Below are 16,133 nucleotides of genomic sequence, written 5' to 3'. Positions count from 1 at the left end.
AATAAAAAAACTAGTCTCGCCCGAGGCAAGACTAGTTTTTTTATTATCTATGCTGATCTTGATACATAGGTCCTTCTGAAATCATATTGCTTTCAGAAACGTACGTAGGATCTGAATGCGCATCTTTATTTAGGCTAGCATTTACCTGCTGTTTTTTAGATAAACTTGAAAGTTTTACTTTGGCACTTCGAACAAGTCCTTTTACTTTCCGTCGTTTCGCAGCATCGCTTAATATATAAGACGTAATACCGACTCCTACCGTTGATAGCGTAATACCTGATATCAATGCTTTTTGTTTTCTTTTTCTCATAATAGCTCCTTCCTTGTACCTTTTTGAATCTTACAGTAACTTTTCCCCCTCAGGTAATCTCTCAAACCAGATTATTCAGATTATTCACTTCTTTAACAAGACGCGGCAGTGTGTCCGCTCCTGCTATTCCATCTGAAAAAAGTCCATACCGATTCTGGAATTTTTTCATTGCAGCGATTAATTCATCTCCATAGAAGCCGTCTGCTCCAAACTTCGGAAGAGAAAAACCTAGCGCAAGTAAGTTTTGCTGAATTTGTTTGACTCCTAACCCTCTATCACCTTTGGAATACACAAAGGGTCCTTTTTTATTATTCGTCATAGAGAGATTTGTTGTGACTTCTTTAAAAAATGAGCAGTCCATTTCATTTATATCCACATTTGTAGAAATTCCTTTTACTCTGCCAGAATCCGTATACTGAAACATGGCCCATCGCTGCCACTGACTTAGCTCACCAGGGTGCTGCATACCGCCTTGTCTGTTGGCCGCACTATATCTTGCTACCCACAAAGGATACTTACTTATTTCGTTTGTGAAAAAAGTTTTAGCAAAATGATAATTTGTATATACGATAGGCTTAATTCCTGTTGTTTTGTGAACATGCTCGAGCCAGCTTACGGCAAAGTCAGAAACAAATTCTTTAGATTTTTTTTTATCTTCTTCTAGATCCAAACACGGCGGAAGGTCTAGTTTCATTTGTCCAAGCTGAGCAATAAAAAAAGCAGCTTCTTTCTCCGGGCTATTTGTACAGTGAGCATAATGATAAAACCCTACTCTCAAGCCCGCATTTTTGGCACCTATATAATTTTCATAGGATCTAGGGTCTACAAAAGTTCCGCCTTCTGTTAACTTTATATACACCCCTTTTACTGAGGTGTTTTTTATTTCTTTCCAATTAATGATTCCTTGATGATGAGAAACGTCGAGAATAATAGGATTATTTGAATGTCGCCTTTGCATAGTTTTCACCTCTTTTGCTAGCTTCCTTATGTATACGACGAATCTTTCAAAACCCCTGTTTTTTCCGGATCCCGGTATTCTTTTATAACAATGTGTAAAACATTGCTCATTTGAATAGCTAAATAAGCTTCATGTTTTTTGTCATAATAACGATACCATCCTTGCGTATGAATAATAGATTCCTCAAGCTCTTTTACATTTTCTGATTCAACCAATGTACCGATTGATTTTTCATTTCCAAAATAAAACTTCACTTCGTACGTCACTTGAATCCCTCCTTTATAGAAATGTAAATACCCTAATCGTATGTACTTGAATCTAGTATAAGGCAGTGTAAAAATTCTTTTAATCCGCAATTTCTTTTTATGTGTTTATTTAGAACAATGTTTATTTTATTAATATTTATTAAAAAGAAGCCAAGCAGATCAGAATGCTTGGCTTCTTTTTTTATTTTGATGGATGAATCATATTAGCGGGATTTACCCATTGTTCAAATTGTTCTTCTGTCAGAAGGCCTGTTTTGACCGCTGCTTCTTTTAATGTCGTTCCTTCTTGATGAGCCAGTTTGGCGATTTTAGCCGCATTTTCATAACCTATGTGCGGATTTAATGCTGTTACAAGCATAAGAGAATTTTCTAGATTATGCTGAATCTTTTCTTTGTTGGGTTCAATTCCTACTGCGCATTTATCGTTAAAAGCCTGCATGGAATCTGTCAGCAATCTAACTGATTGTAAAAAATTATAAATAATAACCGGCTTAAATACATTTAATTCAAAGTTTCCTTGACTAGCCGCAATGCCAATCGTCACGTCATTCCCAAGCACTTGTGCAGAAACCATTGTTAGAGCTTCACTTTGAGTTGGATTTACTTTTCCAGGCATAATAGAACTTCCTGGTTCGTTAGCAGGAATCGTAATTTCGCCTAGCCCGCTCCGAGGACCGCTTGCCAGCCAGCGCACGTCATTGGCGATTTTCATTAAGTCAGCTGCTAATGCTTTGAGTGCACCGTGGGCATAAACCACTTGATCGTGACTTGTTAATGCATGGAATTTATTAGGTGCTGAGACAAATGTTTTTCCAAGCGTGCTGCTGATTTCTTTCGCTACTTCATCGCCGAAGTCAGGATGTGCATTTATCCCCGTCCCAACAGCTGTACCGCCAATAGCTAGCTCCTTCATATACTCTACGCTTTGTTTAATCATTTCTTCATTCTTTTCAAGCATATGATGCCATCCGCTAATTTCTTGTCCTAGTGTTAGCGGTGTAGCATCTTGTAAATGGGTTCTGCCTATTTTAATAATATCTTTAAACTGCTCTTGCTTCGCAGCGAACGTTTCTTTTAATGTTTTTAGAGCAGGCAATAATTGATCTTCCACTTCTAGTACAGCTGCAATATGAAGAGCTGTAGGAAAAGTATCGTTAGAGCTTTGTGACATATTCACATCATCATTTGGATGAAGCGTTTCGTTGCCATTTATTAGCTGGTTTCCTCGGTGGGAAATCACTTCATTTACATTCATATTTGATTGCGTTCCGCTTCCTGTCTGCCATACTACTAAAGGAAAATGTTCATTCCATTTCCCTTCAATAATTTCGTTAGCAGCTTGTACGATGGCTTCCGATTTCCCTGCTGATAGTTTGCCTAGTTTATGATTACTAATAGCCGCACTTTTCTTCAAAACCGCAAAAGCGCGTATTACTTCAATCGGCATTTTTTCAATTCCTATTGGAAAATTTTCTTTACTTCTTTGCGTTTGCGCTCCCCATAGTTTATCTTCTGCCACTTTGATTTCTCCAATTGAATCTCTTTCGATACGATAGCTCATAGTTAGAACTCCTTTTCAATATTTTCTTTACCTATTAGTATTGATTATATGGATGAATTTCATGACATAATAACAATTATTCACTGTTGAAAATTCCCTTTATTTTATTTTTTAAACGGCATTAAACACTTTGATTATTTAGCTCATAGTTTATTTTGATTTTCTAACATAAAAAAGATCCGAAGAGTACGCTCTTCGGATCTTTTTTTAATACGTCTAATTTTACTTATGAATCCATACAGCACCAGCTGAATTGTCTTTTGCTTCACCAATTACGTCTAATTTTAATCCGTTTTGAGGAAGCAAGCGGCCTGCATCTTTAATTCTTTCATCTAAATACGATTTTTTGTCATTGAAGCTTGTAACTCCATTTGATTCTTTAGATGAAATAGTTCCCCACGTTTTATGAGAATATGACCAAGCAGGTGATTTATCAAATGAGAACGCCGCGTCTGCAATTTGATATCGGCTTGAATTTGCTGTCGTGCTAATCCCATTTACATTAAAGTAAAGAACTTTATGAGCATGGGAATCAACCACACCAAGGAATCCTTCACCCGGATGTTGTCCTACCCAGTTATCAAGATAGCTTTCATCTGCGTACCAAAGCAGCATGCCTGTATTATATTTTGCACCGCGCGCGAATTGAAGTGCTTTATCGCTGCCTGCATAGTTTCTCCACTCAAGGTAATAATAGTTATCTTTATAGCTGATGCCGTTTGTCTTTTCAAATCCATCTAACGTTACTTTTGGCGCTCCTTCAGCATCGTCCGTAAATACCATTTTTCCATTTACTACTAAACTTGCATTATCAAGTGCAAATCCTTGAAGAGCAAGTCCTCCGTCCGTTACATATTCAAATTGAAGCTTGATTTTTTTACCTTTAAACTGCGTTAAGTCATAGCTTTTATCTTCCCATTTTCCGCCGGAAGTTTCAGCAGAACCGTCTGCATTATTCGCTTTATCACCAATTGTATCTAACAGAACTTTTGAACCGTCAGGAAGAATCGCATTTACATATAAATAATCGTATTCTGCCTCTACTTCATAGAACGCTTTATAATTAAACGTCGCTGTTTTGGCCGCTGTTAAATCAAACTCTGGCGTCGTCATTGTCGTATGCAGATCGTCTCCGCGTTTACTGTAGTAGTAGTTGCTTCCAAACTCAGGCTTAATCCCTTGAACAGCTTTTTTAGGTAAATTAATCTTTACAATACCCGGTCGTTTGGATTTTGTCACGCTTTGATCAACCACGCTCACAGAGCCTGATTTTGTAATGTTTTTGCTGTCGATTTGTTGGATATTTGCCCAGTTTCCACCCATATTTGCTTGGAAAAACTCTTTATTTTGCGGGGAGAAACTTGTCGGTTCTGTTCCAGCTACTTCACCAGCCCAGCTCCCTCCGCTCATAATTGACCAAACGCCTACCGGCTCACCTTGACCCGTATACTGTGTATCATACTCATCCGGCAAACCTAAATCATGGCCAAATTCATGAGCAAAAACGCCAACTGCTCCGTCTTCTGGTTCAATTGTATAATCATAAGCAGCCATATTTGTTCCAGGAACTTTATACACTTGTCCCAAAGTAGAGCGATGAGACCAAATAGCATCGTTTCCTAGTTTACCTCCACCTGCTTCTTGCCCAGTTCCAGCATGAATGACCATTAAGTGGTCCACTATGCCGTCAGGCTCATTGCGGTTGCCGTCTCCATCGATATCATATTGATCGAACTGATCATAATCTGAAAGGTTAATGCCGCTTTTTGCTGCTGCAGCAAGCGCTTCTTTTACAAGATTACGAGGTCCTTTAGATCCAGGCGCATTATCGTTTCCTCCCACTGGATTGTCTGCTCCGTATTCTTTTGCGTTTCCAGGGACAGTTAACCAGTCAGAAACCGTTCCATCTACTGTGTAACTGCCTCCAGACTGTTCTTCATAATATTGCTTAAACGTTTTAATTTTCTTACCGTTAAATAGCGTAAAGTCTTTCTTTCCAAACATTAATTGCTGATAGTGATTTCGGTTAAAATCTTTTGCATACATGTAACCAGGTTCTTGAACGACATTGTTATGCTTAAAGTCTGCGTATTCGACTAAAAGAACAAGAACTTTATCTTTTCTCACTTGTCCGTTATATTTGGCCTGAGCTGCAGGTTTAACGTTTACCCCGTTCCCCGAATTGTTTCCTTGAGACTTAATATTAGCAAATTCGCCTCGTTGAAACTTTTCTTTTTGTTTTGTTTGCATTTCTTTCGCTTTCAAATCAATTTTGCTAGCTTTATGTCCCTTCATGCTCTCTTTATGTGCATCTTTTTTGTTTATGTAAGAAGTAACGGCTTTCTTCACTTCTTGCGGTGTTGCACTTTGAGAAATAACTCCTTGGTTTTTCAATGCGTTAGCCAATCTTTCTTCCGGTACTGTATTCATATCAATTGGTGAACTCGGAAGTTCCTCCGATTGTGCGGTTTTAGCTGAAGCCGTACTTCCATTCATAAGTACTGGCCCCACTCCGCTTAATGTAACAGTTGTGGCAAGAAAAGATGTCCCCAAAATCTTTTTCCAGCTTTTCAAGTAAACCCCTCCATTTTAGAATTTTCAAACTATTAGCAAGATTTATTTTATATTCTAAAACTAGGAAGGTCAACTACATTTTACTATATTATTAAAATTTTTTGATTCTAGTAGATAATGTAAAATAGTTTTATAGTATGTAACTAGTTTTCTTTGCCTGACAATTAAAATGTCTGATAAACCCTTCTTACGTGTGCAAATTCCATGCCAAGTCGATAACTAAAACTAAAAATATATGAAGCGTATTTTTTTAGGGAATTAGAACTATCTTTTCGGTATTACTATTATATAAAAACAAAAAATTCCCCATTATGGATACAGAAAGATAAAAAAATCACTTCCCAATAGACGAGAAGTGATAATCTCTGTATGCAAGTAAATTTTAAGAATGTTCTTTTTGACGCTGCAGCAAGATATGATAGAGCGACATGCTCCAAATAGACATATTGCGCGCTGCGATTTCATAAGGTTTTTCATCAATTTTAAACAAGAAATCCCCTTCATAACTCACGGATTTCCCTTGCTTTTCCAGCTCTTGTTTAACAGCTTCGATCCATTCTACTGCATTCGTATAATGCTTGTTCAAACGAACTTTAATAGTTTGATTCCTGTAATGAATAAAAGATGTAATTCCCCAAAAAATTAAGACAAGAAAAAGTACCATATACAGCAATTGCATGATAACGATCCCCTTCTTCCTTCATTTCATTATTTTCAATGAAGACTTAATTTAGATGAGTAAATATTACTATTCTCCTTTCCTATCGTCATCTCCTTTAAAAAAGTGAATTCCTTTTCCTCGTGGGCGTATAAAATAAATCCATCTACGTGCTCCCTCATCTTTTTTACTAACGTTTTCTGTTGAAAAATGATAAGCTAATAGAATGATAAATAGAAAGGGAGGGCGACGAGTTGTCAACTGAACAAGTGAAATTAGCAGCCGTTTTAGACGTTGAAACAACGGGCTTAAGTGCTCAAACATGCGATATTATCGAACTAGCAATTGCTGTTGTTTCTTATGATTCTTCTACCGGAGAAATAATCGACATTGTAGAAGAATATGAAGAATTTAATATGCCTTCAACTCCCATTTTCCCGTATATTACAAACTTAACGGGAATTACAAATGAGATGGTCAAAAATAAAACATTAGACGATAAAAAAGTGGAATCGCTGTTAACTAGCGTTTCGGCTATCATCGCTCATAATGCTTCTTTCGATCGCAGTTTTCTTTTAAAACGGTATCCATCTTTATTTAACCAAAAATGGCACTGCTCTATGCGTGCTGTCAAATGGAAAGAGTACGGCTTTCCTAATAAAAAACTAACAACGCTCCTTGATCATCATAATATTGAGAGAGAGCACGCTCACAGAGCTATGGATGACGTGAAAGGAACCATTGACTTGCTCAGACGGCAAAATCCTAGCGGAGAGCCCTATTTTTCTGAAGTATTAAAAAAAGCAATGAGCAAACCTAAAAAAACAGCGGCCTCCACTCGTTTTTAACTCAGCAAAAAAAGCGCAGCTTCTGCGCTTTTTTTGTTTTTATTTGCAGATTTCTTAAGTGTTGAGTTATATGTTTGAGGAGTATGTTTGGAAACAGCGAGGCTGTAAACGCACCAGTAGAAAAAGAAAAGTGCCTGCTTTCAAGCAAAAAAAGCCGCGGAGGAACAAACTGAACAGCTGGTATTTACACACATATACGAAATCAGCTGAATTTCTAATAATCTGGAAGATTTTAATTATATTTCTCTTATTTTTTGATTTTGAAGATCGTGATGCGTTTGTTCTAGTTCACTTAAATTCAATTCGTACAAATGTCTCCCGTCTTCTGCTTTAAAGTAGCCCGATTCAATAATTTGATTCATTAAAAGATCTTTCTTTTGCTCAAATGCTTTTTCAGATGTCATGTTATCATCTCCTTTTTCAAGTGAATATCTTTCATAGAAAAGACGTACACCGCTTGTGGTATACGTCTTGTTGCTTTTCACACTCGTTACCTATGTTTAAAAACAACGCAATCGTTACATTTTATCGAGAAGGCTGCTTATGTCTTGCAGCCATATTGAACATTTTGGTGATGCACTACTTTTATACCCTTCATGGTGTTCTTAAAACGCAATTGGAAAAAGATTTTCACAAAATTTGTTTTTCATCTACTGTCCCGCTTTCAAAATGCGGCTGCGCGGCGATTTTTTTCGTTGCTAAACTGACCACCATTAATACAACTAAATTAATAAACAAAGAAATAACGCCGACATTTGTATCTTTAATGATTTGTGGCAACGCAGGAAACAACGTGCCAAGCGTTGTTTCAGTAATCGTTATATACATCACAGACGCAATGCCGGCAACAATACCTGCACATGCCCCGTATTTAGTCACGATATTGTTTTTCATTAAACTAAAAATAAAAGCAGGAAACAGCTGCGTCACAATGCTGTAGCCCATTAGTAAAAGCGTTACAATCGTATTCCCTCCATGAAGTGTAAAATAGACTGAAACAAGCGCAATGACCGGTACAAAGCATTTAGCCAGTATCGAAATTTGTTTGCCCGTCGCTGAAGGAACAAGAACGCCATAAACGTTTTTGGATAGTGACGTAGAAGCTGCCATCAAAAGCATCGATCCAGGTACAAGTGCTGTTAATAAACCGGCTGCGCCAATAAAGCCGACAATCCACGGGTCAAATGTTTGAATGGAAAGACGAAGCAGTGACAAGTCCGCTTCTGCACCTTGTAGTCCAGGTACCTGCATAAGAGCAGTAAACCCTACAAAAAAGACAAAAAGCAGCATTAACGTATAAATAGGACTTATAATAGAATTCTTTCGAAATACATTCTCGTTTTCAGCTGAATACGTTGCATTAAACGTATGCGGCCACATGTAAAATCCTAATACGGTCAGCATGACTGTAGAAATAAACCACGAAATACTTAGACCTGTCTTGGGAAGAGTAAGAAACGTTGGATTTGCTTGATGCACAGCCTCAAACATCGGCTGTAAGCCTCCGTAGTAATGAATCGGCATATATATTCCTAAAAATAAGACAACAATAAAAATCATAATATCTTTAACAATAGCCGTCCACGCGGAGCCATGTATGCCTGATATCATTAAGTAAACCGTTAATGATATGGCTCCAATCCAAATGGCTGCGGTTGAAGAGATAGACCCATAAGAAGCTTCAGATACAATAATACCTAAGCCTTTGAACTGTAAAATAATATAAGGAACAATTGCCAGCACCCCTGCGCATGAAACAACGATGCCGAGAAACGGGCTGTTGTATTTTGAAACAAAAAAATCTGGCTGAGACATAAGCTTATGCTGCTTCGCATATCGCCATATTTGCGGGCCAATCCAATACCCTAACACGTACGCTAAAGAAATATAGGCTAAAATATAAAACGCTGGCCCTCCTTTTCCATATGCCCAAGCGCTTCCTCCTAGAAACGTAAAAGTAGTATAGATTTCACCCGCCATCAAAAAGAAGACAAAAACAGTTCCAAAACCTCTGCCGCCTACGCTCCACTGTTCTAAATCCATTTTTTTGCCCCGCGTAGCTCGAATTCCAAGATAAATAGCTAAAAGTAAAAAACCAAAAATAATAATCAGAGCAGTATTCATTATTTATCTCCTCCTTTAACAGCAGGATCGAGCTTGTACACAATGCCCATAATAAAAGACGTAAGGATTACCCACATAACAATCCAAAAGAGAAAAAAAGGCATCCCTAAAATAAACGGCGTTACTTTGTTAACAAAAGGCAATAAACCTAATATTCCTACAAATGGAAGCAAGCAAAGAAGATAAATTATTTTCATAGAACTCCTCCTTAATCACACGGCTTATCAGTACTTATCTAACACTTTAACTATCTCATTATGTACTTCTCTTATTCTTCTCTTTACACCTCCATTCTTGAGCTAAACGAGACGTTTGGCATAGAAAACAGCCGTTTATTTGTTCCTTAGTATCTTCCATTTGTCCCCATGTGAAAAGGAGTTTGTAAGGCATGCTTACAAGATTTTGAATACAGCAGAATATAGACAAACAAAAAGAAACGGAACTCAGAGTAAAGGTCTCAGTTCCGTTTCGATTTAGCATTTCTATACTTTATTCTTCTTTTTTCTTTACACCAAGCGAAGAGAGAGCTTGTTTTAAATGTCCAAACGTTTCAATTTTATTAAAACTAATTCCTACATTAACAGCCGTCTGAGCCATGTCAGGACTCACTCCTGACATAATCGCATGGATGCCTAGCAGCTGCAAAATGTTAATCAAATCAAAAAATTTGTGAGCAACATACGTATCTACATAATTTACACCCGATAAGTCAATGACTAGATGCCTTATATGTTTTTCTGCACACTTTTTTGGAACAACCTCGATAATAGAATCACCTTTGATTTCATCAATAAGCCCTACTAAAGGCAAGACCGCGATGTGATCTACAATTGGAATGACAGGAAAACTCGTTTCGTCGATTAGCTCTTGCTGAAGACTTATTTTTTGCCTTGTGATTTTATAATACTGTTCGGAGAATTCATTAAGGAGTTTATCAAATGTTGTATGATAAACTTCGCTCCAAGACAGTATATCTTCTTTTGTAATAGATGAATGTATCAGACTATATGTTTTGACATACGTCCAAATAATTTTTCTTGTTTTGCTTAGCGCTTCTACTACTTCGTAAATCGGCGTATCAAATTTAATTCTGCTGTTTACTACTTCCGTCGTCCATTTCACCATACGTTGTTTAAAAATCTTTTGATCGTCAAGAAAGCCGCTCGCAATTGTTTCAATCGTATAAAGATGCTGCTCACGCAGCTTTTTCTCAACTGAAGCATCTGCGTCCTTTGAGTAAATCGATCCTTTAATATTACTTCTTTGGCGCAGCCATTCTTCACTGATAGAGGCTGAATTTTCTAAAATATATTCAAAAAGTCGTTGATTTTGTTCACTCACTACTGTTTAACCTCCGTTCACTTTCTCCTTCTGTCCACTTACTTACAAAACGCACCTTATGATAAATCCATGCTTCATATTTTTTCCTCGTCCATCTCTATCATACACGATAACCGCTTTGCATACTTATAGAGAATTAGATATAAACAAGCAGGTGTTTGATTATCTACATAGATAAACTGCCGTGTATAATGCAGCTATCATTTATTTTCACATGAAAGGATGTTAATTGTATTGAAAAAATCAATTATTTTGTTGGGGATTCTCGCTACAAGTATTGGATTATCCGCTTGTTCAAACAATACAACAACTTCTTCTGCCACAAACTCTTCTGCACATTCAGGTCATGAACATCACAAAGCTGCAGTTGCTGATATTCGCGAAGAGACTCCGGGAGCAGATGTTTTGCCACAGTTTTTGAAGAACCAGCCTAAAGATATGAAACTAGTTTATCTATCCGTTGCTAAAAATCGTGAACTACTTGAAAAAATCCCTTGCTACTGCGGATGTGGCATGGAAGCGAATCACAAAAACAGCTATGACTGCTTTATTTTTAAAAACAAAAGAAACGGAGCAGTTGTCTGGGATGATCATGGAACAAAGTGCGGATTGTGTATAGAAATTGCAGCTAAAGCTATGCTCGACTATAACCGAGGCAAATCAATAAAAGATATCCGCAAAGACATCGATGAAAAATATAAAGAAGGCTATGCACAACCCACTCCTACTCCTTCCTTGTAGGACATTGGCAGTTTTTAAGCAAACATTCGCGATAGGTATATATATAAGGAGAAGATATCAAAAACACATTCTTTTTTAGCGTTTTGAAAGCTGATTCATCTTTGAAAAAGCAAAAAACACTCAAATAGCTATTTGAGTGTTTTTGTGTATTATTCTTTCACAAACTCTTTTGTACTTCTTACTGTATCAATCGGACGCACGAGCTTCTCAATTTCTGCACGTTTTGGCTCTAAAAAAGGAGGCAGTGATAATTTTTCTCCGAGCGTTTCGTAAGGTTCATCTCCCATAAATCCTGGTCCATCTGTCGCAAATTCAAATAAAATTTGCGGAGCCACTCTTGCATACAACGATTCAAAGAAGTGACGATTCACATAACCAGACGTATGAAAACCGAAGCTTGGCATTCGATTAATCCACTCTTCAAGAGCTTGTCGATTTTCTACGCGAAAAGCAACGTGATGAACAGTTCCAAAACCTTGCTGAGCCTGCGGAAGTTTTTCATTGTGTTCTACTACTACTTGCGCACCGTTTCCTCCTTCTCCTACTTCGAATAGGTGAAGGTCTCCTTCTTGAGCAATCTCTTTAAATAAAAGGACTTTTTCCATCATTTCTTTAAAGTAATTAAACTCGGCAATACGAATAAAGATAGGACCAAGTCCTGTAATAGCGTATTGAAGAGGGACAGGGCCTTTTTGCCAAGGAGTGCCTGATTCAACTCCTTGATTTCCTTCATCGGAAATTAACTGATACTGCTGATCATCAAAATCAACAAACGAAAGCGTCTTTTTCCCAAATAGCTCTTGAATCCCCGTATGATTTACTTCTAAGCGATCAAAGCGCTTTACCCAATAGTCTAAAGCCGCATCATTTGGAACGCGGAAAGATGTTTTTGAAATTTCATTTGTTCCGTGAAAACCTTTTGGAATACCTGGAAAATCAAAAAAGGTCATGTCCGTTCCGGCGCTGCCTTTATCATCTGCAAAAAACAAATGATACGTTTGAATATCATCTTGATTGACCGTTTTTTTAACTAAGCGCATGCCTAACACATATGTGAAAAATTCATAATTCTTTTCTGCACTGCTTGTAATAGCCGTTACGTGGTGTATTCCTTTTAAGTGGTTCATTCTACATTCCTCCGGATAAATCGTCTAGTTTATCATTTATCTTTAATTTGAATATCTTTAATTAAAGATAATATACCATGATTAATTTTCCTTTGTCAATAAAGTATGGATGATCTCGGAAGGAAATATGTATATTTTTACATTTAACCAAAACATTATAAATGAGGACGAGCCAAATCGGCAATAAAACATCGTATAAACAAAGAGCTTTTACAATTCAAAAGCTCTTTGTTTATTCTTTAATTTTCAATATGCTTGATTATAATTGCAGGATTGCCTCCGACTACCACGTTATCAGGAACATTTTTTGTCACAACGGCACCCGAAGCAATTACCGCATTGTTGCCTATTTTCACTCCAGGATTAATAACGGCTCTCCCCCCAATCCAGACGTTATTTCCTATTTCTACGCGTTTTCCAAACTCAGCTCCTGAAATTCTTTCAAGAGCATGCAAAGGATGAGTTGCTGTATAGATATGTACACCTGGTGCAAGAAAACAATTATCTCCTATTCTTATTTCACATACATCTAAAAGTACGCAATCAAAGTTAGCATAAAAATTTTCTCCAACATGAATGTTAGAACCGTAGTCACAGCGGAAAGTAGGCTCTATGCAAAGAGAATTTCCCGTAGACCCAAACAGTTCTTTTAATAAGTTTGTACGTCTTTCTTCTTCCCTTTCTGTTGTTTGGTTATAAAGCCTTGTTAATCTTCGAGCGTTTTCACGTTCTTTTATTAATTGCGGATCAGCGGAAAGGTATAATTCTCCATCCAGCATTTTTTGTTTTTCTGTTTTCATTTTGCATCCCCTTTTTTGTAGTTCCTTCTCTAACCGATACTGATTTATTCTCTTACACGATATCATGTTTTTAAACCTTTGTCCGGTATTCGCTGAGATTATAACCCCCCCAGGCAAACATTAGTTAATTTAATAACTCCCGGAAGCTAATTTTTTAATCTTTTTATATAAAAGGAATAGTAAGAGAAAACTTCATCACATATACTATATAAATTTATATAAAAGGCAGGGATATCATGAAAGCACAGCGCTTGGTAGATAACCAAAAAGGAACATACAGCAAGGAAGTTCAGAAGCACTTTAACCTAAAAATAAATGGGAAAATTTATACGCAACCCTCGCCGCAATTACCTCCCTCAACCCCTATGCAGAAGAAAAATCTTAAATACAAACCTCAAAATAAAGTTCTACGCACGTACGATAAAAAAGATAAAACATTAAATGACACACAAGAAAAGCTCATAAAATCTGCAAAAACTAGATTAACTAAATATGAAAAGCTTCTATTAAGCAATGAGCTTTCAGAATCTGCGGCTCTTTACTCACCTTTTGGGTTAGAAGAGCTGGTACGAATGGCTAGTAGAGAGGAGTGAACGATTTGTGTTGGGTGAAAAAGTAATCATTGATACAAACATTTGGGCTTCACATGCGCTTAATTATCCAGAAGTTGTAGAATATATTAATGAACTTATTTCAAATAATGCGGAATTTTTAATGCCTACCGTTGTACAAATGGAACTTCTGTCGCATTGGGAAGTAGAAACAAATCCTCAAGTCAAAGCAGTAAAAAATCATTATATTTACGATATGACAGATAAGATTGTGGACGTTACAAGTGAAATTGCGCAGCTAGCAGCTAAAATTCGCAGAAAAGCTAAAATAGAATCCAATAAAAAAATTAAAGGCCCAGATGCGATGATTGCCGCATCTGCTTTTATACATAATGCAAAACTGATTTCTAACAATAATAAAGATTTTGCTTGGATTACATTTAATTTTAGCTATCGAGGTCAACCATTATCTTATGTAAATCCTATTAAAGATACGATTGCTTATGCTTCTTTTATTAAAAGCTTTGAACATCCCACCCTTCCCGATGCTGATAACTTACAAGAAAACGAGAAGGAAAGCTAATTTGCTTTTATTTTCAAAATAATCCTCGTCTCCCCCCTTTTTCAAATTAAAAGTTTGACGGGTACATACTCCAATTCTTTCTATAATGAATACAGTAAAAAGCATAAAAACTTAGGCGGTGAAAAGAGTGAATTATCAATATTACCCGGAACAACCTTTAGAAGAGTATCAATATGGCTATGATTATTATTCAAATCCCCAAGAAGCTGACGAAAGATTCCCTTATGGTTATTATCCATATCCTCGCCCTCGGCCATTTTATCCTTACCCTTATCCTCGCCCCATTTATTACCACCCCCCTTACTTTTACCCTCGTCCTCGTCCATTTTACCCACACCCAGTGTATTGGAGATAAAAAAAGAAGAGCGATCAGCTCTTCTTTTTTGTTTCTTGATATTTAGACATCTCTTCTTGAATAATGGTCACAAACGCTTCATTTTGTTCAATTTCAAAAACAGTAATAGCTTTTTCTAGGTAGGCTATTCCTTCTTTAAGCTCACCAAGCTGACAGAGTGCTTCTCCAATTTGATAGTGCAGTTCTCCTAATAAATAAAGCGTCTCATGCTGAATACACAGCTCTAGTCCTGCTTGTGCATATTTAACCGATTTTTCATAACGTTCCATTTGCAAAAGCGCACGCGATAATCCATATAAAATTCGAATTTTAACAAGAGGATCTTTTAACTTAGGAAGCAAAGCAATATGCTGCAACCCTTCCATAAACGTACTGAACGCTTTTTTTAAATGACCTTCTTCTTCATAAATAATGGCAATACTATTTAAAATAGCAATCTCTTTTTCTGAATAAAACTGTTCGCTCGTACGCGTGAACGCAATAGCTTTTTCCAATTTACGAAGCGCTTGTTCAAATTTATTTCCAATATAATAATCACATATGGCTTCGTGCCATAGGAAAAATTGTGCATGAAAAGGATCTTGAAACATAGGATTATCTTTTTCTTTGTTCACCATATGTAACACGGTTTCATAATCGCGTTTTCGTATATAATGCCTAATGGTCGATTTAATTTCTTTTGAATAATCGTTGGGCGTTAGCTCTCCTGCTTCAAAGAAATAATTCATCGGAACCCCTAAGCGTTTCGATAAATGATAGAGAACTTCACTGCTTGCATGAATTTCACCTTGTTCAAATCGATGTAGCTCTTCTTCAGTACAAATTCCTTCTGATAACTCGACAGTTGTCATTTCCGCAATCTTTCGCAGATCTTGAATCAGCTGACCTACTTGTTTTTTATCATTCAAAAAATCACCTTACTTAAAACGTACAAACCCCGTTAAAACAACGTTCCGTTATAATATTGTAAGCCTATTGTACATTTAGATAGTTTTTTTATCAATAGAAATAAGAAAAAAATTCCAATAAAAATTCTTCTAATTATATTGACGTCACACCTAACCCACTTAACCTTTATAAAATATCACCTTGAATTGATAAATTAATTCGACTAACTAATTTTTCTAAGTCCTTGATTAATTCATTAGGGGTGCAAGTATTATTCATTACGTTATTACATATCTTTAGAAGCTCAAGTTTAACTTCTATGTTAATTTCCTTTGATTTCAATTGCTCTTCCACAACAAACAGCCCCTTAATAAGTACATATTATCATAAAAAAGGATTTTTTTGTTATTTTTTCATATGTTTTTGCTTCAAATTTCTTTCTCTGACT

Annotated in this window: 19 protein-coding genes; 4 read left to right on the top strand and 15 right to left on the bottom strand. The window is 36.6% G+C overall.

The genetic code is table 11. The annotated features are described in order from the left end of the window. Nucleotides 1–43: 43 nt before the first annotated feature. From ACFX4R_RS12490 to ACFX4R_RS12465, 6 genes are all read right to left on the bottom strand, one after another. Nucleotides 44–310: a hypothetical protein gene (locus ACFX4R_RS12490; RefSeq protein WP_014460133.1), complete on the bottom strand. Its 267-nt coding sequence runs from the start codon at nucleotides 308–310 to the stop codon at nucleotides 44–46. A gap of 61 nt (nucleotides 311–371) precedes the next feature. Continuing rightward, complete coding sequence (locus ACFX4R_RS12485; RefSeq protein WP_043982434.1) at nucleotides 372–1,268, bottom strand: GH25 family lysozyme; 897 nt, start codon at nucleotides 1,266–1,268, stop codon at nucleotides 372–374. 26 nt (nucleotides 1,269–1,294) lie between these two features. Next, a complete protein-coding gene (locus ACFX4R_RS12480; protein WP_043982432.1) occupies nucleotides 1,295–1,534 on the bottom strand; it encodes a hypothetical protein in 240 nt (79 codons plus the stop codon). A gap of 181 nt (nucleotides 1,535–1,715) precedes the next feature. Next, complete coding sequence (fumC, locus tag ACFX4R_RS12475) at nucleotides 1,716–3,095, bottom strand: class II fumarate hydratase (protein WP_162214238.1); 1,380 nt, start codon at nucleotides 3,093–3,095, stop codon at nucleotides 1,716–1,718. A 222-nt stretch (nucleotides 3,096–3,317) separates the two neighbouring features. Beyond that, complete coding sequence (locus ACFX4R_RS12470) at nucleotides 3,318–5,669, bottom strand: immune inhibitor A domain-containing protein (RefSeq protein ID WP_377569679.1); 2,352 nt, start codon at nucleotides 5,667–5,669, stop codon at nucleotides 3,318–3,320. A 382-nt stretch (nucleotides 5,670–6,051) separates the two neighbouring features. Continuing rightward, entirely contained in the window at nucleotides 6,052–6,348 is a 297-nt protein-coding gene (locus ACFX4R_RS12465) for a hypothetical protein (protein WP_013057017.1), read from the bottom strand. A 233-nt stretch (nucleotides 6,349–6,581) separates the two neighbouring features. On the opposite strand from ACFX4R_RS12465, the gene ACFX4R_RS12460 reads away from it, so the two are divergent. Continuing rightward, a complete protein-coding gene (locus ACFX4R_RS12460; RefSeq protein WP_074895734.1) occupies nucleotides 6,582–7,175 on the top strand; it encodes an exonuclease domain-containing protein in 594 nt (197 codons plus the stop codon). 236 nt (nucleotides 7,176–7,411) lie between these two features. Here ACFX4R_RS12460 and ACFX4R_RS12455 read toward each other — a convergent pair whose 3' ends face one another. From ACFX4R_RS12455 to ACFX4R_RS12440, 4 genes are all read right to left on the bottom strand, one after another. Continuing rightward, nucleotides 7,412–7,579, bottom strand: coding sequence for a Fur-regulated basic protein FbpA (locus ACFX4R_RS12455; protein WP_162214236.1), 168 nt, complete (start codon nucleotides 7,577–7,579; stop codon nucleotides 7,412–7,414). 226 nt (nucleotides 7,580–7,805) lie between these two features. Then, nucleotides 7,806–9,299 (bottom strand): sodium:solute symporter family protein, encoded by a 1,494-nt coding sequence (locus ACFX4R_RS12450; RefSeq protein WP_237074901.1) that lies wholly within the window; start codon nucleotides 9,297–9,299, stop codon nucleotides 7,806–7,808. Then, on the bottom strand, nucleotides 9,299–9,496 hold the full coding sequence (locus ACFX4R_RS12445; protein WP_013083119.1) for a DUF3311 domain-containing protein: 198 nt from the start codon (nucleotides 9,494–9,496) through the stop codon (nucleotides 9,299–9,301). The genes ACFX4R_RS12450 and ACFX4R_RS12445 overlap by 1 nt, the downstream gene beginning before the upstream one ends. A 292-nt stretch (nucleotides 9,497–9,788) precedes the next feature. Continuing rightward, complete coding sequence (locus ACFX4R_RS12440) at nucleotides 9,789–10,640, bottom strand: STAS domain-containing protein (RefSeq protein WP_043982424.1); 852 nt, start codon at nucleotides 10,638–10,640, stop codon at nucleotides 9,789–9,791. Nucleotides 10,641–10,874: 234 nt separating this feature from the next. On the opposite strand from ACFX4R_RS12440, the gene ACFX4R_RS12435 reads away from it, so the two are divergent. After that, nucleotides 10,875–11,381, top strand: coding sequence for a PCYCGC motif-containing (lipo)protein (locus tag ACFX4R_RS12435; protein WP_013083117.1), 507 nt, complete (start codon nucleotides 10,875–10,877; stop codon nucleotides 11,379–11,381). Between the two features lie 149 nt (nucleotides 11,382–11,530). Here ACFX4R_RS12435 and ACFX4R_RS12430 read toward each other — a convergent pair whose 3' ends face one another. Beyond that, the gene (locus ACFX4R_RS12430; RefSeq protein WP_016764075.1) at nucleotides 11,531–12,508 is read right to left on the bottom strand and encodes a ring-cleaving dioxygenase; all 978 of its coding nucleotides are present in this window, start codon (nucleotides 12,506–12,508) and stop codon (nucleotides 11,531–11,533) included. 239 nt (nucleotides 12,509–12,747) lie between these two features. After that, nucleotides 12,748–13,308, bottom strand: a complete 561-nt coding sequence (locus tag ACFX4R_RS12425; protein WP_043982422.1) for a maltose acetyltransferase domain-containing protein — start codon at nucleotides 13,306–13,308, stop codon at nucleotides 12,748–12,750. Nucleotides 13,309–13,544: 236 nt separating this feature from the next. On the opposite strand from ACFX4R_RS12425, the gene ACFX4R_RS12420 reads away from it, so the two are divergent. Both ACFX4R_RS12420 and ACFX4R_RS12415 read left to right on the top strand, forming a co-directional pair. Beyond that, complete coding sequence (locus tag ACFX4R_RS12420) at nucleotides 13,545–13,901, top strand: hypothetical protein (protein ID WP_043982420.1); 357 nt, start codon at nucleotides 13,545–13,547, stop codon at nucleotides 13,899–13,901. A gap of 7 nt (nucleotides 13,902–13,908) precedes the next feature. Next, nucleotides 13,909–14,442, top strand: a complete 534-nt coding sequence (locus tag ACFX4R_RS12415; protein ID WP_377569676.1) for a PIN domain-containing protein — start codon at nucleotides 13,909–13,911, stop codon at nucleotides 14,440–14,442. Nucleotides 14,443–14,522: 80 nt separating this feature from the next. Here ACFX4R_RS12415 and ACFX4R_RS12410 read toward each other — a convergent pair whose 3' ends face one another. The 3 genes from ACFX4R_RS12410 to ACFX4R_RS12400 all read right to left on the bottom strand — a co-directional run bounded on the left by ACFX4R_RS12410 (nucleotide 14,523) and on the right by ACFX4R_RS12400 (nucleotide 16,039). Then, entirely contained in the window at nucleotides 14,523–14,768 is a 246-nt protein-coding gene (locus ACFX4R_RS12410) for a hypothetical protein (RefSeq protein ID WP_043982417.1), read from the bottom strand. A gap of 43 nt (nucleotides 14,769–14,811) precedes the next feature. Further along, nucleotides 14,812–15,705 (bottom strand): helix-turn-helix domain-containing protein, encoded by an 894-nt coding sequence (locus ACFX4R_RS12405; RefSeq protein WP_013083112.1) that lies wholly within the window; start codon nucleotides 15,703–15,705, stop codon nucleotides 14,812–14,814. A 166-nt stretch (nucleotides 15,706–15,871) separates the two neighbouring features. Then, a complete protein-coding gene (locus ACFX4R_RS12400) occupies nucleotides 15,872–16,039 on the bottom strand; it encodes a hypothetical protein (RefSeq protein ID WP_155660336.1) in 168 nt (55 codons plus the stop codon). Between the last annotated feature and the right edge of the window lie 94 nt (nucleotides 16,040–16,133).

The organism is Priestia sp. YIM B13490 (genome assembly GCF_042787735.1).
Lineage (GTDB): Bacteria > Bacillota > Bacilli > Bacillales > Bacillaceae_H > Priestia > Priestia megaterium.
Note: the sequence above shows the minus strand (reverse complement) of the source record. Positions and strands in the feature narration are given on the sequence as shown.